The sequence below is a fragment of the Pseudomonas sp. FP453 genome, from assembly GCF_030687495.1.
Lineage (GTDB): Bacteria > Pseudomonadota > Gammaproteobacteria > Pseudomonadales > Pseudomonadaceae > Aquipseudomonas.
Genome location: NZ_CP117435.1, coordinates 317,827 through 336,871, shown reverse-complemented (window position 1 = coordinate 336,871; position 19,045 = coordinate 317,827). Strand labels below are relative to the sequence as shown.

The window sequence follows — 19,045 nt, the reverse complement described above, 5'->3', positions numbered from 1 at the left end:
TAACGGTCAGGTCGATCTTCGGCAGCTGGTTGCCAGCATTGACGAAGTCAGCACTTCTTTGGTCAGCACAACGTTGTTGCCAACGATGGCGTAGTAGCCCGCGTCGTTGCTGCCCGGCGTGAAGCTGATGGTCAGGCCATCCGTGGGGTTCTTCATCTTTGGCAACGAAGGTACCGGCGACGGTGCTTCTACGGCCGAGTTTTCTTCCAGGGTGTTAGCAACAACAGTGATCACCGGCACATCGTTATGCAGGTTGACCACTGGCTGGTCGGAACCTTTGGAGTTCAGACCTTCAGGATCAGTAACGGTCAGGTCGATCTTCGGCAGCTGGTTGCCAGCATTGACGAAGTCAGCACCTTCTTTGGTCAGCACAACGTTGTTGCCAACGATGGCGTAGTAACCCTGCGTGTTGGTGCCCGGCGTGAAGCTGATGGTCAGGCCGTCACGTGGAGTCTCTTCGTCTTTGGCAACGAAGGTACCGGCGACGGTGCCTTCTACGGCCGAGTTTTCTTCCAGGGTGTTGGCGACAACGGTGATCACCGGCACGTCGTTGTGCAGGTTAACCACTGGTTGGTCGGAACCTTTGGAGTTCAGACCTTCAGGATCAGTAACGGTCAGGTCGATCTTCGGCAGCTGGTTGCCAGCATTGACGAAGTCAGCACCTTCTTTGGTCAGCACAACGTTGTTGCCAACGATGGCGTAGTAGCCCGCGTCGTTGCTGCCCGGCGTGAAGCTGATGGTCAGGCCATCACGTGGGGTTTCTTCATCTTTGGCAACGAAGGTACCGGCGACGGTGCCTTCTACGGCCGAGTTTTCTTCCAGGGTGTTAGCAACAACAGTGATCACCGGCACATCGTTATGCAGGTTGACCACTGGCTGGTCGGAACCTTTGGAGTTCAGACCTTCAGGATCAGTAACGGTCAGGTCGATCTTCGGCAGCTGGTTGCCAGCATTGACGAAGTCAGCACCTTCTTTGGTCAGCACAACGTTGTTGCCAACGATGGCGTAGTAACCCTGCGTGTTGCTGCCCGGCGTAAAGCTGATGGTCAGGCCATCACGTGGCGTCTCTTCGTCTTTGGCAACGAAGGTACCGGCGACGGTGCCTTCTACGGCCGAGTTTTCTTCCAGGGTGTTGGCGACAACAGTGATCACCGGCACATCGTTGTGCAGGTTAACCACTGGTTGGTCGGAACCCTTGGAGTTCAGGCCTTCTGGGTCGGTAACAGTCAGGTCGATCTTCGGCAGCTGGTTGCCAGCATTGACGAAGTCAGCACCTTCTTTGGTCAGCACAACGTTGTTGCCAACGATGGCGTAGTAACCCTGCGTGTTGCTGCCCGGCGTAAAGCTGATGGTCAGGCCATCACGTGGAGTCTCTTCGTCTTTGGCGACGAACGTACCGGCGACGGTGCCTTCTACGGCCGAGTTCTCTTCCAGGGTGTTGGCGACAACGGTGATCACCGGCACGTCGTTGTGCAGGTTGACCACTGGTTGGTCGGAACCTTTGGAGTTCAGGCCTTCTGGGTCGGTAACGGTCAGGTCAATCTTCGGCAGTTGATTGCCAGCGTTAACGAAGTTCGCGCCCGCTTGGGTCAGCACGACGTTGTTGCCAACGATGGCGTAGTAGCCCGCGTCGTTGGTGCCTGGCGTGAAGCTGATAGTCAGGCCGTCGCGTGGGGTCTCTTCGTCTTTGGCAACGAAGGTACCGGCGACGGTGCCTTCTACGGCCGAGTTCTCTTCCAGGGTGTTGGCGACAACGGTGATCACCGGCACGTCGTTATGCAGGTTGACCACTGGCTGGTCGGAACCTTTGGAGTTCAGGCCTTCTGGATCGGTAACGGTCAGGTCGATTTTTGGCAGCTGGTTACCCGCGTTAACGAAGTTCGCGCCCGCTTGGGTCAGCACGACGTTGTTACCAACGATGGCGTAGTAGCCAGCTTCGTTGCTGCCCGGCGTGAAGCTGATGGTCAGGCCGTCACGTGGAGTCTCTTCGTCTTTGGCAACGAAGGTACCGGCGACGGTGCCTTCTACGGCCGAGTTCTCTTCCAGGGTGTTCGCAACAACAGTGATCACCGGCACATCGTTATGCAGGTTAACCACTGGCTGGTCGGAACCCTTGGAGTTCAGGCCTTCTGGGTCGGTAACGGTCAGGTCAATCTTCGGCAGTTGATTGCCAGCGTTAACGAAGTTCGCGCCCGCTTGGGTCAGCACGACGTTGTTACCAACGATGGCGTAGTAGCCAGCTTCGTTGCTGCCCGGCGTGAAGCTGATGGTCAGGCCATCACGTGGGGTTTCTTCATCTTTGGCAACGAAAGTACCAGCGACGGTACCCTCAACGGCCGAGTTTTCTTCCAGGGTGTTCGCGACAACGGTGATCACCGGCACATCGTTGTGCAGGTTAACCACTGGTTGGTCGGAACCTTTGGAGTTCAGGCCTTCTGGGTCGGTGACAGTCAGGTCGATTTTTGGCAGTTGATTGCCAGCGTTGACGAAGTTCGCGCCCGCCTGGGTCAGCACCACGTTGTTACCAACGATGGCGTAGTAGCCCGCGTCGTTGCTGCCCGGAGTGAAGCTGATGGTCAGGCCGTCGCGCGGCGTCTCTTCGTCTTTGGCAACGAAGGTACCGGCGACGGTGCCTTCTACGGCCGAGTTCTCTTCCAGGGTGTTGGCGACAACAGTGATCACCGGCACATCGTTGTGCAGGTTAACCACTGGTTGGTCGGAACCCTTGGAGTTCAGGCCTTCTGGGTCGGTAACGGTCAGGTCAATCTTCGGCAGTTGATTGCCAGCGTTAACGAAGTTCGCGCCCGCTTGGGTCAGCACGACGTTGTTGCCAACAATGGCGTAGTAGCCAGCGTCGTTGGTGCCTGGAGTGAAGCTGATGGTCAGGCCATCGCGCGGCGTCTCTTCGTCTTTCGCAACGAAGGTACCGGCGACGGTGCCTTCTACGGCCGAGTTCTCTTCCAGGGTGTTAGCGACAACAGTGATCACCGGCACATCGTTATGCAGGTTGACCACTGGCTGGTCGGAACCTTTGGAGTTCAGGCCTTCTGGGTCGGTGACAGTCAGGTCGATTTTTGGCAGTTGATTGCCAGCGTTGACGAAGTTCGCGCCCGCTTGGGTCAGCACGACGTTGTTGCCAACAATGGCGTAGTAGCCAGCGTCGTTGGTGCCTGGAGTGAAGCTGATGGTCAGGCCGTCGCGTGGGGTCTCTTCGTCTTTGGCAACGAAGGTACCGGCGACGGTGCCTTCTACGGCCGAGTTCTCTTCCAGGGTGTTGGCGACAACGGTGATCACCGGCACATCGTTGTGCAGGTTAACCACTGGTTGGTCGGAACCTTTGGAGTTCAGGCCTTCTGGGTCGGTAACGGTCAGGTCAATCTTCGGCAGCTGGTTGCCAGCATTGACGAAGTCAGCACCTTCTTTGGTCAGCACAACGTTGTTGCCAACGATGGCGTAGTAACCCTGCGTGTTGCTGCCCGGCGTAAAGCTGATGGTCAGGCCATCACGTGGGGTTTCTTCATCTTTGGCAACGAAGGTACCGGCGACGGTGCCTTCTACGGCCGAGTTTTCTTCCAGGGTGTTGGCGACAACAGTGATCACCGGCACATCGTTTTGCAGGGTGACGACGGGCTGGTCAGAACCGGTGGAGTTCGCGCCCTGAGGGTCAGTAACCGTCAAGTCGATCTTCGGCAGCTGGTTACCAGCGTTAACGAAGTTCGCGCCCGCCTGGGTCAGCACAACGTTGTTACCAACGATGGCGTAGTAGCCCGCGTCGTTGGTGCCCGGCGTGAAGCTGATGGTCAGGCCATCGCGCGGCGTCTCTTCGTCTTTCGCAACGAAGGTACCGGCGACGGTGCCCGCTGTAGCGGTGTCTTCAACGATGGTATTGGCAACCACCTCAATCACCGGCACATCGTTTTGCAGTGTGACGGTAGGTTGAGCGGCGCCGTTGGAGTTCAGACCTTCTGGGTCGGTGACAGTCAGGTCGATCTGCGGCAGTTGATTACCGGCATTCACAAAGTCCGCGCCCTTCTGGGTCAGCACGACATTGTTATCGACGATGGCGTAGTAGCCATCCTTATTGCTGTCGCCCGTAAACACGACCTTCAGCTGGGCAGCTGGCGTTTCTGCATCGCGGGCCACAAAGGTGCCCGCCACAGTGCCGGCGACGGCGGTGTTTTCGACCAGGGTGTTGCCCGTCACTTCGATCACCGGCGCATCGTTCACCGGTGTCACCGTCACATTCAGCGTGCTGCTGGAGCCGGTGTTGGTGGTGTAGCCAATGGTTGGCACTTCACCGTTGTAATCCTTGACCGGGGTAAAGGTGTAGGCGCCATCGGCACCAATGGTGATGCTACCCACGCCTTCGATAGTGGCCGTTTGGCCGGCGTTATAGGTGTTGCCGCCCACCTGGAAGGTGGCCACGCTCAACACGTTGTCGATGTCGCTGTCGTTGCTCAGCACGTTGCCAGTGGCGACGCCATCTTCGGCGATTGTGTTGGTATCCGGCGCCAATACGCTCGGATCATCCACAGCAACAACGGTCGAAGTCGCTGGCGCAGGGTTGATCGCCAGGTCTTCGTAGTTGCCACCAGTCGCGCCGGTGATCGTGACACTGACGGCAAGGTCTTTGCCATCCGCCAGGTTGGCAGGCGTGTCGACGCTGACCGTGCCGGAGGATTTACCGGCCTCGATGGTGATGGTGGTGTTGTTGGACAGCTTGATGACGACGTCGGTCTGCGCCGGGTTGTTCACGGTCGCGGTATAGACGATCTGGCCGCCTTCATTCACCGACGGGGTCGCGGTCAGTGTGACGGTGGTGGTGTCGATGGTGTCGTTGATCTGGGTAACCGCTGGCGCCGGGTCAGTGGTGATGATCAGGTTGCCGCCGCCGGCGGTGCCGGTGATGGTCGCGGAGATCGACGAGGCGTCCAGGTAAGGCGTGTCGTTACCCGCGAACGTGACGTTCAGCGCGCCCGAGGTCTGGCCGGCAGCGATCACCACGGAGAGGCCGTTGGACAAGGTAACGGTCAGGTCGCTGGTCGGCGCCTGGGTGATGAATACGGTGTAGACCACAACGCCACCGGCTTCGGTGATGCTCGGCGTGGCGGTCAGGGTGATGGTGACGCTGCGCGCATCGGGGCCATTGGTGTCGGTGGCGCCGGTTTGGGTGGTGCCCACTGCGTCACCGGCATTCAAGCCGGTCGTCGGGTAGCCAATGGTGGGGTCAACCACGCCTGCGGTGGCTTCCAGCACGACAAAGCTGTGGCCGCCGCCAGCCGCGCCGTCGGCGCCGGCAGACGTCGGGCCGGCTGCGGTGGCTTCGAGGTCTTGGGTCGGGTCGGCACCGGCAGCGATGGCTTGCTGCAGTTCGGCAACGGACGGTGCGGCTTGAGCGGTGGCGGCGCTGAGGTCGGTGACGGAGTCAGGAGCGTTTGCGCTCCACTGAGTGTCACGGCCCAGGTCGATGGTACGGCCATCAGCCAGTTCCAGGGACACGGCGCCCGCTGCGCCCGTATCAACCTGCTCACCGGCGAACAGACGATCCCCTTCTACAAGCAGGCGACGAATCCCTTCCGGGGATACCGCAAACACTTGACCGACAATGCTTTTGACGACCGCAACGCTGCTCATAAAAGACTCTCCGTGTATTACCGTTCGGGGTATCCATCATGGAGACCGGCCTCATTACCTATGCCGATTCGATAGCTGGAGTACTTAACTAAGTGTGGAATATTTGGCGTCAATAATTTGTTGTTTAATTCAGCAAATTACTTTTCCGTCAAGGTATTGACCTATTTGGCGCCATCCTAAACAATCCGCCCGGTAATGTCACATTGATATTTAATCGGCTCGCGACTTTCTGTTTGGACTACCAGGTTCCTATGACAAGCAGTCATTTCGGTTGCCAATTCCAATGCAATTTTTCACGTTTGTTGCGTTTTTAAGGCAACCAATCCCAGGGAAACACCAGAATGCGTTTGCACCTTCTTAAAGCCGTGCCGTTTGCTCTAGCCGCCAGTTTCGTCCAGGCCCAGACCCTGCCGGAAGCGATGCAAGACGCGGTGCAGAACCATCCTGAGATCCAGGCTGCCATCAATGCGCGCATTGCCGCTGACTACCAAGTCCGCGAAGCCCAGGGCGGCTACCTGCCTAAAGTGGACCTGTTGGGTGGTTATGGCCGCGAAAGCTCCGACAACACCTCGACCCGCGCCGCCAGCAACAGCCATGACTGGAAAACCCTGAACCGCGGCGAGTCGACCATCCGCCTGCAACAAAATTTGTTCCAGGGTTTTGGCACCGTTAATGAAGTCGGCCGCCAACAAGCCACCGCCAACTCCCGTGGCTATGCACTGCTGAATACCTCCGAGCGCACCGCGCTGACCGTCGCCCAGGTGTATCTGGATGTCCTGACCCGTCGCGAGATGGTGCAACTGGCAGAAGACAACCTGAAAAGCCATGAACGGATTTTTGACCAGATCAAACTGCGCACCAGCCGTGGCGTCGGAAGAATGGCGGACATGGACCAGGCCGAAGCCCGTCTGGCCCAGGCGCAAAACAACCTGATCACCGAGCAGACCAACCTGGCGGACGCCAACACCAACTTCTTCAGCGTTGTCGGCAAAGAACCCGATCAACTTGAAAAGCCGTTGGGCGTTGTGACCGCACTGCCTGCCAGCCTGGATGAAGCCCGTCGCCAGATGATCGCCGACAGCCCGGTGCTGCGCTCGGCCGAATCCGACATCGCCGCTGCCGAAAAGCAGTACGAAGCCGCCAAGTCGACCTTCTACCCGCGTTTTGATGCCGTGCTGCAACGCTCCGCCAACAACAACGTCGGCGGCGACGAAGGCCATGACAATGGTTATTCCGCGATGCTGAACATGCAGTTCAACCTGTACAACGGCGGTAGCGACAAGGCCAGCCTGCAATCCAAGGCGTCCCAGGCCACCCAGGCGCTGGATATCCGCAACAACGCCCTGCGCCAGTTGAATGAAGAATTGGGCCTGGCGTGGAACGCCTACAACAACGCCACCCAACAGGTGCCGATCGCGCAGCAATACGTGGACCGCAGCACCAAAGTTCGCACCTCGTACCAGCAGCAGTTCAGCCTCGGTGAGCGTACACTGCTCGACTTGCTCGACAGCGAGAACGAACTGTTCACCGCTCAGCAGCGTTTGGCCCAGATCAAAAGCCTGCATATCTACACGCAGTACCGTATCAAGGCCGACATGGGCCAACTGCTGAAAAGTCAGGGCGTGGTTGCTCCGATGGCATCAGTTGTGCAAAACGATATTAAACCGTCGGTAAACCTGCCAGGGATGAACTGATTCTTGACGGCGTTGAACCACAAAACCGCTTAAGAGAGAGTCAGCTTGGATCCTGAAATTGGTGTGGCGCAACTCAACCATGACCCGCGCACTCAGCATGACGACCCATTGCTAGATGGGTTGTTGGCTCTCTGCTCCCTGCATTACAAGCCCGCCAGTCGGGCCATGCTGACCACCGGCTTGCCGCTGGCAGGCCAGCGCATGAGCGCCGACCTGCTGCCGCGCGCAGCAGCGCGGGCGGGTTTGCAGGGGCGGTTGCTGCAACGCAAGCTGGAACAGATCCCCTCCATCGCATTGCCGGCCTTGTTGCTATTAAAGGAAGGGCGCAGTGCGGTGCTGCTGGGCTGGGAGGGCGATACCGCCCGCCTGCTGCTCAGCGAAAGTGACGGTGGCGAAGTCCACGTCAGCCGTGAAGTGCTGAGCCAGGATTACAGCGGTCGGGTTTTCTTCGCCCAGCCGCAGCATAAATTTGACGTAACCAGCGGCACCCTGATCCCACGCGCTCGCTCGTGGTTCAAAGACACCCTCAAGCGTTCACGCTGGCTATACGCCGACGCCATCGCCGCGAGCCTGGTGATCAACCTGATCGCCCTGGCCGCGCCGTTGTTCGTGATGAACGTGTATGACCGCGTCGTGCCGAACCAGGCCACCGCCACCCTGTGGGTGCTGGCCATCGGTATCTGCGGCGCCTATCTGTTCGACCTGTTGCTCAAGAGCATGCGCAGCCTGTGCCTGGACTTGGCGGGCAAGAAAACCGACCTGATCATTTCGGCGACGCTGTTCGAGCGCATCGTCGGCATGTCGATGAAAATGCGCCCGGCGCGTGTCGGCAGCTACGCCTCGAACATCCACGAGTTCCAGGGGATGCGTGACTTTCTCACGTCCCTGACCCTCGCCAGCCTGATCGATCTGCCGTTTACCTTGATCATCCTCGGCGTGATCGCGCTGTTGGGCGGCCACCTGGTGTGGATCCCCATCGTCGCCTTCCCGCTCGCCCTGGGCATCGGCCACTTCCTGCAAAAACCGCTGACCGCGACACTTGAGCGCACCATGGCCCTGGGCGCCGAGCGCCAGTCGAGCCTGATCGAGACCCTCGCCGGGCTGGATGCGGTGAAGGTCAACAACGCCGAAAGCGAACGCCAATACCAGTGGGAACAAACCATTGGCACCCTCAGCCGCCTGGAGCTGCGGGTCAAGGTGCTGTCGGGCCTGGCGATGAACATCACGCTGCTGATCCAGCAAGTGGCCGGCGTGGCGATGATCATCTTTGGTGTGTACCAGATCATCGACGGCACCCTGAGCATGGGCGGCCTGGTGGCCTGCTACATGCTCAGCGGCCGCGCACTCGGCCCGTTGGCGCAGTTGTCGGGCCTGCTGACGCGCTACCAGCAAGCCAAGGTGACGATGGTCTCGGTGGACCAGATGATGGAGCTGCCGCAGGAACGCAACTTCGACGAACGCCCCCTCAGCCGCAAGACGCTGCAAGGCGCGATGACCTTCCGCGAAGTCAATTTCACCTACCCGGACCAGCAGAACCCGGCCCTGCGCGGGATCAACCTGAACGTCCGCCCGGGCGAAAAAATCGGCATCATCGGCCGCAGCGGCTCGGGCAAAAGCTCGCTGGCCAAGCTGCTGGTGGGCCTGTACCAGCCGGACTCGGGGTCGTTGCTGGTGGACGGTGTAGACATCCGCCAGATCGACGTCAGCGAGCTGCGCCACAACATCGGCTACGTTGCCCAGGACATCCAGCTGCTGGCCGGCACCCTGCGCGACAACCTGGTCTCGGGTGCGCGCTACGTGGACGATGAAATGGTGCTGCAAGCCGCCGAACTGGCTGGCGTGCATGAATTCGCCAGGCTGCACCCGCAAGGCTACGAGTTGCAAGTCGGCGAGCGCGGACAGAACCTCTCCGGCGGCCAACGCCAGAACGTCGCCCTGGCCCGTGCGTTGCTGCTCAACCCGCCGATCCTGCTGCTGGACGAACCGACCAGCGCCATGGACAACACCGGTGAAGAGCGCCTGAAACAGCGCTTGCAAGCCGTCATCGAAAACAAGACGGTGATTCTGGTCACCCACCGCGCCTCGCTGTTGAGCCTGGTGGATCGCCTGCTGGTGATCGACCGTGGCCAGATACTCGCGGACGGTCCAAAAGCGGCCGTCATGGAAGCGCTGAAAAAGGGGCAGATCAGTGTTGCTTAAGTCCGGCCCAGGCCGTTGGAAAGATGTGATCTTCCGCTACTTCAAAGGCAGCGATTCGCTGGATGACCAGCCCCTGCCCGAAGTCGAAAAAGCCCTGATCGACGACGCCCCGCGCATCGTGCGCCTGACCATCTGGGGCGTGATCGGGTTTTTCGTGTTCATGCTGCTCTGGGCGCACTTCGCGATCATCGACGAAGTGACCAAGGGCGAAGGCAAGGCGATCCCGTCGTCGCGCATCCAGAAGATCCAGAACCTGGAGGGCGGCATCGTCGCCCAGATCTATGTGCACGAAGGCCAGATCGTCGAAGCCGGCGCGCCACTGATCCGCCTGGACGACACGCGCTTTGCCTCCAACGTCGGCGAAACCGAAGCCGAGCGCGTGTCCATGGAACTGCGTGTGGAACGCCTCAGCGCGGAAGTCGACGACCGCCAGCTGAAGATCACCGACGCTGCGCGCAAAGCCGTGCCCAACCAGGTGTCGAACGAAGAATCGCTGTACGCCAGCCGCCGCCAGCAACTGGCCGACGAAATTGGCGGGCTGCAACAACAACTGCTGCAACGCCAGCAGGAGCTGCGTGAATTCAGCTCCAAACAGGACCAGTACCGCAACAGCCTGAACCTGCTGCGCCAGGAGATCGGCATGTCCGAACCGCTGGTCGCACAGGGCGCCATTTCGCCGGTGGAAGTCCTGCGCCTCAAGCGCTCGGAAGTGGAAACCCGCGGCATGCTCGACGGCACCACCCTGGCCATCCCCCGCGCCCAGGCGGCGATCAACGAAGTGCAGCGCAAAGTCGACGAAACCCGCGGCAAGTTCCGCAGCGAAGCCCTCGCCCAGCTGAACGAAGCGCGCACCATGCTAAGCAAGGCGCAAGCCACCTCCAAGGGCCTGGAAGACCGTGTCAGCCGCACCATGGTCACCTCGCCCGTGCGCGGCATCGTCAAGCAGATGCTGGTCAACACCGTCGGCGGCGTGATCCAGCCTGGCAGCGACATGGCCGAAGTGGTGCCACTGGACGACACGATCCTGGTCGAAGCCAAGATCCGCCCACAAGACATCGCCTTCCTGCACCCCGGCCAGGAAGCCATGATCAAATTCACCGCCTACGACTACACCATCTACGGCGGCCTCAAAGGCAAGCTCGAACAGATCGGCGCCGACACCGTGATGGATGAAGAGAAGAAAAACACCTTCTACATCATCAAACTGCGCACCGACCGCAGCCACCTGGGCACGGACGAGAAGCCACTGCTGATCATCCCAGGCATGGTGGCTTCGGTGGACATCATCACCGGCAAGAAAAGCATCTTGAGCTACCTGCTCAAACCGATCATCAAGTCCCGGGCTGAGGCGATGCACGAGCGTTGATTGCGGGGAAATAAGGGGCGGTGATGCGAAAACTTGGGTTTTCGCAAAAATAGTCAGATTTCAGGGGTTTACAGAACCTTGGCAGTCGCTATAATCGTCGCCCAACACGCCGGTATAGCTCAGTTGGTAGAGCAACTGACTTGTAATCAGTAGGTCCCGGGTTCGACTCCTGGTGCCGGCACCATATCTCGAAGCCCCGCAATGCGGGGCTTTGTGGTTTCTGGGGTTTAGAAAATCACGCCACCTAAAACCACCAAAAACCCCCTTCCGTCCAACATACGTCCAATTTCATTTTTTGGACGCTCTCCCCCTGCCAACTTTTCTTCTTCCTCTTCTTCTCAAAAATACCCGCCAACGGATTCAACGAAACCACCTCCGCCATATGCCCAGGACTGAAATGCGCATATTTCTGAGTCATGGCCAGAGTGGCGTGCCCAAGCCCCCGCTGTAGGGTCAGGATGTCACCGCCGTTCATCATGAAGTGCATGGCGAAGGTATCGGGAAATGGGGACTGTCCCCATTCCCCCAGAAGAACGAGTACACAAATGCACCAACCCATCCTTGGCAGTCTGTTCGCAGGCATCGGAGGCTTTGATGTCGGATTTTAAAACGCCGGACTTCTCTAGTTGAATACGCTCCAGCAACTTGAGACAGGCAGATAGATGATTCAACCGAAGCGCCCCCCAATGCATTTACCTCAACATCCCACCAACGGCTCGCGAGCAACAGCTCAATCAACGCTGGCTCAAACCTAAACCTGACAACTTTTGCGGGGAAGCCTACAACGATGGAATAAAACAGTACGTCCTTCACCACAACTGCCCGCCCCGCAATCACAGCACCCGTTCCGACCCTCACACCCTCCAAGATCATCGCATCACTGCCAATCCAAACATCATGGCCAATCACAGCCATTTCAGTTTAGGCGCGGTAGCGCAATGGCGTGTCGGTGTATTGGAAAGGCCGAGAGGTTACCCATTGACGGATATCAGGCGGATCTAAAAATGGATGAAGCGATTTCACGACTATTGCTCCGCATTGCCTCCAGCAAATCTCAGTCTCGCATTCGTTGGAATGTGAACCCGCTACCCGCTAAAAAAGCCCTGGGAAAGCCCACGATTTTAAAACTGTAAATGGCTTGTTCCACACATAAATTGGAACAACCAATCATGTCAACCCGTCGTAAAATCTTTGGTTTCTTGACTGATGCAATGAGCCTTCTCAAAGCCTTGATGCTCGTTCAAACCATGCTTTCCCCTACTCAACCGATCGTCCCGACGAACGTATTTATTTTCTTGGAGTGCAAACCATGCGTGCATCACGAGGTAGCGCCGCCGATTGAACTCCCAAAAACATGGGCTTTATAAAATGAATTCGCTGTGGATGACGAACTGAGGCAAATGGGGACTGTCCCCATTTCGCAAACTCGGGCGATTGCAAACTGTTTTTTGTGAAGATCGAATCAATCGCCCTTGGCGTAGCAGCAACAGCCTCGGTTAGTGCAATGCTCGGTTTCATTGCTGTAACACCCCTACGCATCATAGCGTTTGCTGCTCTGATTGCAGCCACAGGTGCGCGATTAACGGCAAGCTAGCCGCCGACCTAAACGCACTCATTAAGGCGCAGTAACAAATCGCGCTGCCTATACGGCAGCGCTATTTTTTCATGTAAAACAACATCAAAAATAACACTCCTAACGGAATGGCAAATGCAAAATAAAACGAATACAAAAGCGCGTGACCGCCATTTGCAGCAGCCGTCCTTGATGGACCCGTCTCCCAAATCCCCTTTTTCGTATAACGGAACACAGCATCTTCTACCAGGCGCTTTGAGAAGGGGAACAAAAATGCATTTACGCCAGACACGACAAAAAATACAACGGCATCATCACTTGACCTAAAAACGAATACACATATAAAAAACAGCACAACCCCAATGACTAAATTCTTGAAAAAGTAACTTTTTTCCATATTTACCAATCCTTGTCCAAAACGCTTAACGTGTAATTAAACGCAATAAATTTAGCCCTCTGTTCCCGCAAGGCTACTACACTCATCGAAGATCTGGCCAGATTTCCATCGTGCGCCGAACGAACCACTATTTGGCCGCGATGCATAACAGGAAATGGAGACAGTCCCCACTTCTAACTTTATGCAGAATTATGAATTGGCAATAATCATTATGACGTATCCATAAAGACGAATAATTTTTACGGGAAACAAACCACGCGCGAACCATGCCCTATTCCCATTTTTCGCCAGTTCAGTCACACGCCCTCACGAATTCACATACCCCATTCCTGAGTGCCAGCATTGAGTAAACCCAAGCTTATAGACAGGCTACCCCCTCCCCGGTTAGTGCTTTCATTGCCAATGAGCGCCCCTTCGACGTTTGACGGTAGCGATAGCCCAACCGTTGTCATCATCCGTCCACTAGTCAGCCCCGTACGCAGTGATTAAATTCCCTGGCCGTTAGGGTGAAAAAACCGGCCCTTGTGCCGGTTTTTTCGTTTCTGAGGGTTGAGTCTTGCGTACGGTTCACCAGCCCTTAAGCCAGCCTATTGGTAAATCCGCTGGTTGCACGAGCCCGGCATTCAAAATCGTGCTTTGTACGCTCTACCCCTTGCATAAAACCCCACCATCACAATAATGAGAGCCATTACCATTTACTCCCCAATGGCCCGCTCATGTCGTCCCTCGATCACTCCGCGCTTCATCAGCTCTACAGCGAACACAACAGTTGGCTAAAAGGCTGGTTGCGCGTGCGTCTGGGCAATGCGGCGGATGCGTCCGATCTGGCGCAGGACACTTTCATACGCGTCATGACGGCCCGCAACGCGGCACCCATCCGTGAACCTCGCGGTTACCTGAGTGCGATTGCCCGTTCGTTGTTGATCGATAAATCCCGTCGGCGAGCGATTGAGCAGGCGTATCTGTTCGCGTTGGCGCAACAGCCGGAACCGGTGGCGGTGTCGCCGGAGGTGCGGTTGTCGATCATTGAGATGTTGCTGGGGATCGACAGCCTGCTCGATGAATTGGGTACGCGTACGCGGGAGATTTTCCTCGCGGTGCAGCTCGAAGGCCTGACCTACGTGGCGGCCGCCGAGCGGTTCGACGTGTCGGTGACGACGGTGAAGAATCATCTGATCCGCGCCATGACTCAATGCCTGTTGCTGGTCGAACCCTGATGGCTGCGCCGCTGGATCTGAAGACCCTGGAAGCCGCCGCCACCTGGTATGTGCAGCTGAATGACGGCGCAGCCGACGAGGCGCGCACCCGCGCCTGGCAGACGTGGCTGCACGCCAGCCCGCAGCATGCGGCGGCCTGGGCGCGGGTGGAGGCGCTGCAACAGCAGTGGGCGCGAATGCCGCAGCGGGCGGCGCTTTCCGGGTTGGGGGCGGCGCAGCAACAACGACGCGATGTGTTGAAGATCCTCGGCATGCTGATGGCCGTGGGCGCAGGCTCATGGCTGGCGGTGGAGCAGGTGCCGTATCGCTCGATGCTCGCCGGGCAACGCACCCGCTCCGGTGAGCGGCGTTCGCTGCAACTGGACGATGGCACGCGGTTGGAGATGAATGTCGATACGTCGCTGGATATCCAGTTCGACGGCCAGCAACGGCTGATCCAGTTGTACCAGGGCGAGATTCTTGTGCAGACCGCCAAGGACCCCGCCCAGCGGCCGTTCAGCGTGACCACCAGCGATGGCAACGTGCGCGCACTCGGCACCCGATTCAGCGTGCGCCAATGGGGCGATCACACCGAAGTGGGCGTCGAACAGGCCGCTGTCGAAGTCCGCCCACGCCGCAATGACACGCAACGACTCACCCTGGAAGCCGGCCAACACGTCAGCTTCGACCGCGATGCCATCGGCCGTCCTCGCCCTTTACCGCAGGGCTCAACCGCCTGGGTCCAGGGCATGCTGAGCGTGGACGACTGGCGTCTCGGGGATTTCATCACCCAGTTGGGCCGCTACCGCCCCGGCGTGTTGCGCTGTGCGCCTCAGGTACAGAACCTGAGCATCTCCGGCGCGTTTCGGATTGACGACACTGACACCGTCCTACAAAACCTGGGCAAATCCCTACCAGTAAAAGTGACTTACCTCACACGCTACTGGGTCAGCATCGAAGCCCTTTAAATAAAACCGCAGGAAACCTTGCTGATTTCGATTCTCATCCGTCAATGACACAAGCCGCGCACACAGCGGCTCTCTGCCAAGACTACGCAAGGACAATCGAATGCTCCCGCTTCCTCTTACCGCCAAGACGGCCATGGCCCGTGCCGTGCGTCTGGCGCTGTTTGGTTTGACCCTGGCCAGCCTGCCCGCGCTGGCGCTGCAAGCCACTCCCGCAAACGCCCAGAGCCAGGCCGCGTACGAGATTGCACCGGGCTCGCTAGGCAACGCACTGACCCAATTCGGCGTGCAGGCGGGCGTGACGATTTCGTTCGATACTCAGCAGACGCGCAACCTCACCAGCGAAGGGCTCAAGGGCGCGTACACCGTTGAAGAGGGCCTCGCACGCCTGCTGGCCAACAGCGGCCTGGCAGCGCAACGCCAGAGCAACGGCGGTTATGTGTTGGTCGCCAGTACCGGCGACGGCCCCCTGCAACTGCGCGCCACCGAAGTCACCACCAACCAGCTGGGCACCGTGACTGAAGGTAGCGGCTCCTACACACCCGGCACCATCGCCACCGCGACCAAACTGGTGCTGACGCCACGGGAGACGCCGCAGTCGATCTCCGTGGTGACCCGCCAGGCCATGGACGACTTCAGCCTCAAGTCCCTCGACGACGTGATGCGCCACACGCCGGGCATCACCGTCGCGGCTTACGACAGTGAGCGCACGTCCTACTACTCCCGTGGCTTTGCCATTCGCAACTTCCAGTACGACGGCATCCCGATCCTGCAGGACGCGCAATACTCCTCCGGCCACACCCTCACCGACACGGTGATCTACGACCGCGTCGAGATCCTCAAGGGCGCCACCGGCCTGCTCACCGGCGCCGGCGGCCTGGGGGGCACCATCAATATGGTGCGCAAGAAACCCACCTCGGAATTCAAGGGCTACATCGACCTGGGCGCGGGTTCCTGGGACAACTATCGCTCGGAAGTGGACGTCAGCGGCCCGCTGACCGAGTCGGGCAACGTGCGGGGGCGCGCCGTCGCGGCCTATCAGGACAAGCACTCGTTCCTCGACCACTACCAGCGCCAGACCGCGGTGTACTACGGCATCCTGGAATTCGACCTGTCCCCCGACACGCTGCTGACCGTCGGCGCCGACTACCAGGACAGCGACCCGCAGGGCTCCAGCTGGTCCGGTTCGGCAGCACTGTACGATTCGGCCGGCAACCGTATCAGCACACCGCGTTCGTTCAACAACGGCGCCAAGTTCAGCTCGTGGGCGCAGTACACGCGCACCGGCTTCGCCACCCTCGAACACGAATTCGCCAACGGCTGGGTGGGCAAGGCGCAATACAACCACCAGATCAACGGCTACGACGCGCCGCTCTCCGCCCTGCTGAGCCCGAACGCGACCACCGGCAAAGCCATGATGCTGACCCGCGCCTACTACGGTGAAACCACCAGCGACACCGGCGACCTGTACGCCACCGGCCCGTTCAGCCTGTTTGGCCGCGAACATGAACTGGTGGTCGGCACCTCGGTGTCGCGCTCGCGCTGGACCGGCAAGGACTACACCGCCGCCGTCCACGTCAACGGCAACAGCCACGACTACTTCCCCTGGGATGGCGACGCCGCAGAACCAGGCCGTGGCCCGATGACGAATTACAACGACGAAACCACGCGCCAGAGCGCCGGCTACGTTACCGCCCGCTTCAACGTGACGGACGCCATGCACCTGATGCTCGGCACCCGGGTCAACAACTTCGAAGTCACCGGCACCAGCCAGGTCAAGGACACCGGCAAGGTCGTGCCTTACGCCGGCCTCACCTACGACCTCAACGACTACCTCTCGGCGTACGCCAGCTACACCGAGATCTACCTGCCGCAGCGCGAATACCGCGACCTCAATAACAAACCGGTGGAGCCGGATGAAGGCCAGAACTACGAGATCGGGCTCAAGGGTGAATTCTTCGATGGCCGCTTGAACGCCAGCCTCGCCTACTTTGAAATCCACGAGGACAACCGTGCGGTCAGCGACGACAGCTATGTCTCCGAAACCATCCCCGGGCTGTACGGCGCCTATAAAGGCGTGGAATCCAAGACCAAGGGCTACGAAGCGGAAATCTCCGGCGAGCTGGCACCCGGCTGGCAATTGCAGGCGGGCTACACCCACAAGATCATGCGCGACAAGCAGGGCGAGAAGCTGTCCACCTGGGAACCGGAAGACCAGTTCAACCTCTACACCAGCTACAAGCTGACCGGTGCGCTGGACAAGCTCACCCTGGGCAGCGGCGTGCGCTGGCAGGGCACGGGCTGGAAACTGCTGACCAACAACTACACCACCGGCAGCCAGGACAACTTCTCCCAGGAACCGCTGTGGCTGCTGGACCTGATGGCCCGCTACCAGATCACCGACAACGTCTCGGCCACGCTCAACGTCAACAACGTCTTCGACAAGACCTACTACACCAACATCGGCTTCTATAACTCGGCCTACTACGGCGACCCCCGTAACGTGATGCTCAGCACGCGCTGGAATTTCTGACCGCTACACCCCTCGGCCGCAGTCTGGCCGAGGGGTTTGGATTGGTCCAGCGTAATGGCACTTAGCCATTTTTCCAATTGACACCCCCTCCCCGCTCCGCTAAAAACCCTGTCTTGCTTGTGCTTTTTATCGAGACACGGATGTTGTCGAACCCCCCGCTGTTCAAATACCGCCGCTATTGGCTGGCCGCATTTATCGTGCTGCTGGCGATCCTCGACCCGTTCGGCCTGGCCAGTTCCAGTGACAAGGCCTCGTCCCAGTGGCTCAGCCGTCTGTTCGCCAGCAGTTACCCAAGCACCGGCCAGCAGCAGGTGGCCGTGATCCTGATCGACGACGCCTACCTGATGCGCAACCAGACCTCCTGGCCGATGCCCTACGGCGAGCAGAGCAAGCTGTTCAAGCGCTTGCTCGCGTACAAGCCCAAGGCGGTGTTTGTGGATCTGCTCTACAGCCACGACCACTCGTTCGGCGACCCGGCGCGGGGCAGCCAATTATTGGCGAACGTGTTCGAACGTTATCAGCGCCAGGGCATTCCATTGTGGTTGGCCAATACCGGCGTGGTGCGCGGCGAAGCGGGCCAGGCCAATACCCTGGCGCCGTTTGTCGAGGTGAGCCGACCGGGCCTGGTGGCGTGGGAAGGCGTGGACGACAAGTACCCGCTGGCAGTGAACACCCCGACCGGGCTGATGGAAACGCCGGCCCTGGCGATGTATCGACACTTCTGTTCCACCCAACCGTGTAAACAGCCGCCGGTGGATGCGCAAGTCGCCGCCGCTATGCAACCCATCGCCGTGCAATGGGGCCTGAAACTCGCACCGGAACAAGCACGCATCGCCGACATCGGCCATTGCGCGCCGGCGCGGCATTTTTTGCTGGAAGCGGTGGCGCAGTTGTTCCAGGCGGTGTTCTGGAAGCTCGACGATTCGGCCCAGGCGCGCTGCCCCTACACGCTGACCTTGTCGGCCAGCGACCTCGAAGTCAGCGACCCGCAAGACCAAGAACTGATCGCCGAATTGTTGCGCGACCGCCTGGTATTGGTCGGCGCCAACATCACCTCCACCGGCGACCTCGTGGAGTCGCCGGTCCACGGCCAACTCCCCGGCGTGTACCTGCACGCCATGGCCCTCGATAACCTGATCAACGACGGCATGGCCTACGACCACGAGCCCGCCAACCTGCCCGGCCTGCCCTTCCATTGGCTGGACTTTGTCGAGATCGGCCTGCTCGCCTTGATCGCCTTGCTCAAGGCCCTGCACGCGCGGCGGCTGGCGGGCTATCGCACCTGGAGCCGTTGGCGGCGCCAGGAAATCTGGTTTTTCACGTCGCCATGCCCATCGTGGCTGTTGGTGATGTCGGTGCTCATCGCGCTGAGTGTGCTGCTGAGCCTGAACCACATCACCCCGGTCAACGTGCTGGGCATTGTATTGCTGTCGTTGGTGCTGTTCAGCGAACGGATCGAAGCCTGGTTCGACCGCGATCGCTGAAGGC

General features: G+C 59.2%; 10 protein-coding genes, 1 tRNA gene and 2 pseudogenes. 9 read left to right on the top strand and 4 right to left on the bottom strand.

Annotation, left to right across the window (positions count from 1 at the left end):
• Window positions 1-6: 6 nt before the first annotated feature.
• Window positions 7-5,634 carry a retention module-containing protein gene (locus PSH87_RS01510; RefSeq protein WP_305432220.1) on the bottom strand — a complete coding sequence of 1,876 codons (5,628 nt, stop codon included), beginning with the start codon at window positions 5,632-5,634 and terminating at the stop codon, window positions 7-9.
• 341 nt (window positions 5,635-5,975) lie between these two features.
• On the opposite strand from PSH87_RS01510, the gene PSH87_RS01505 reads away from it, so the two are divergent.
• The 4 genes from PSH87_RS01505 to PSH87_RS01490 all read left to right on the top strand — a co-directional run bounded on the left by PSH87_RS01505 (window position 5,976) and on the right by PSH87_RS01490 (window position 11,077).
• Entirely contained in the window at window positions 5,976-7,328 is a 1,353-nt protein-coding gene (locus PSH87_RS01505) for a TolC family outer membrane protein (RefSeq protein WP_017734864.1), read from the top strand.
• A gap of 45 nt (window positions 7,329-7,373) precedes the next feature.
• Window positions 7,374-9,527 carry a type I secretion system permease/ATPase gene (locus tag PSH87_RS01500; RefSeq protein ID WP_017734865.1) on the top strand — a complete coding sequence of 718 codons (2,154 nt, stop codon included), beginning with the start codon at window positions 7,374-7,376 and terminating at the stop codon, window positions 9,525-9,527.
• Window positions 9,517-10,893 carry an HlyD family type I secretion periplasmic adaptor subunit gene (locus PSH87_RS01495; RefSeq protein ID WP_305432218.1) on the top strand — a complete coding sequence of 459 codons (1,377 nt, stop codon included), beginning with the start codon at window positions 9,517-9,519 and terminating at the stop codon, window positions 10,891-10,893. Before PSH87_RS01500 ends, PSH87_RS01495 begins: the two co-directional genes overlap by 11 nt.
• A 108-nt stretch (window positions 10,894-11,001) precedes the next feature.
• A tRNA-Thr gene (locus tag PSH87_RS01490) sits at window positions 11,002-11,077 on the top strand.
• A gap of 60 nt (window positions 11,078-11,137) precedes the next feature.
• Here PSH87_RS01490 and PSH87_RS01485 read toward each other — a convergent pair.
• Window positions 11,138-11,389 (bottom strand): annotated as a pseudogene (locus PSH87_RS01485) (hypothetical protein); the annotation flags it as partial.
• Between the two features lie 206 nt (window positions 11,390-11,595).
• Window positions 11,596-11,802: pseudogene (locus tag PSH87_RS01480) on the bottom strand (hypothetical protein); the annotation flags it as partial.
• Between the two features lie 541 nt (window positions 11,803-12,343).
• Between PSH87_RS01480 and PSH87_RS28725 the strand changes: the two are divergent.
• Window positions 12,344-12,487 carry a hypothetical protein gene (locus PSH87_RS28725; RefSeq protein WP_370695288.1) on the top strand — a complete coding sequence of 48 codons (144 nt, stop codon included), beginning with the start codon at window positions 12,344-12,346 and terminating at the stop codon, window positions 12,485-12,487.
• Between the two features lie 61 nt (window positions 12,488-12,548).
• On the opposite strand, the gene PSH87_RS01475 is transcribed toward PSH87_RS28725, so the two are convergent.
• Window positions 12,549-12,863: a colicin E1 family microcin immunity protein gene (locus PSH87_RS01475; RefSeq protein ID WP_305432217.1), complete on the bottom strand. Its 315-nt coding sequence runs from the start codon at window positions 12,861-12,863 to the stop codon at window positions 12,549-12,551.
• A gap of 716 nt (window positions 12,864-13,579) precedes the next feature.
• Between PSH87_RS01475 and PSH87_RS01470 the strand changes: the two genes are divergently transcribed.
• The 4 genes from PSH87_RS01470 to PSH87_RS01455 all read left to right on the top strand — a co-directional run bounded on the left by PSH87_RS01470 (window position 13,580) and on the right by PSH87_RS01455 (window position 19,041).
• On the top strand, window positions 13,580-14,080 hold the full coding sequence (locus PSH87_RS01470) for a sigma-70 family RNA polymerase sigma factor (protein ID WP_305432216.1): 501 nt from the start codon (window positions 13,580-13,582) through the stop codon (window positions 14,078-14,080).
• Window positions 14,080-15,027, top strand: a complete 948-nt coding sequence (locus PSH87_RS01465) for a FecR domain-containing protein (RefSeq protein WP_305432214.1) — start codon at window positions 14,080-14,082, stop codon at window positions 15,025-15,027. The genes PSH87_RS01470 and PSH87_RS01465 overlap by 1 nt, the downstream gene beginning before the upstream one ends.
• A 100-nt stretch (window positions 15,028-15,127) precedes the next feature.
• A complete protein-coding gene (locus PSH87_RS01460) occupies window positions 15,128-17,557 on the top strand; it encodes a TonB-dependent receptor (RefSeq protein WP_305432213.1) in 2,430 nt (809 codons plus the stop codon).
• Between the two features lie 140 nt (window positions 17,558-17,697).
• Window positions 17,698-19,041, top strand: coding sequence for a CHASE2 domain-containing protein (locus PSH87_RS01455; RefSeq protein WP_305432212.1), 1,344 nt, complete (start codon window positions 17,698-17,700; stop codon window positions 19,039-19,041).
• Window positions 19,042-19,045: the final 4 nt, after the last annotated feature.

What these genes read in the sequence shown, in the direction of transcription:
- PSH87_RS01505 (WP_017734864.1), top strand. Translation starts at nt 5,976, where the DNA reads ATGCGTTTGCACCTTCTTAAAGCCGTGCCGTTTGCTCTAGCCGCCAGT.
- PSH87_RS01465 (WP_305432214.1), top strand. Translation starts at nt 14,080, where the DNA reads ATGGCTGCGCCGCTGGATCTGAAGACCCTGGAAGCCGCCGCCACCTGG.
- PSH87_RS01470 (WP_305432216.1), top strand. Translation starts at nt 13,580, where the DNA reads ATGTCGTCCCTCGATCACTCCGCGCTTCATCAGCTCTACAGCGAACAC.
- PSH87_RS01455 (WP_305432212.1), top strand. Translation starts at nt 17,698, where the DNA reads ATGTTGTCGAACCCCCCGCTGTTCAAATACCGCCGCTATTGGCTGGCC.
- PSH87_RS01460 (WP_305432213.1), top strand. Translation starts at nt 15,128, where the DNA reads ATGCTCCCGCTTCCTCTTACCGCCAAGACGGCCATGGCCCGTGCCGTG.
- PSH87_RS01510 (WP_305432220.1), bottom strand. Translation starts at nt 5,634, where the DNA reads ATGAGCAGCGTTGCGGTCGTCAAAAGCATTGTCGGTCAAGTGTTTGCG.
- PSH87_RS01475 (WP_305432217.1), bottom strand. Translation starts at nt 12,863, where the DNA reads ATGGAAAAAAGTTACTTTTTCAAGAATTTAGTCATTGGGGTTGTGCTG.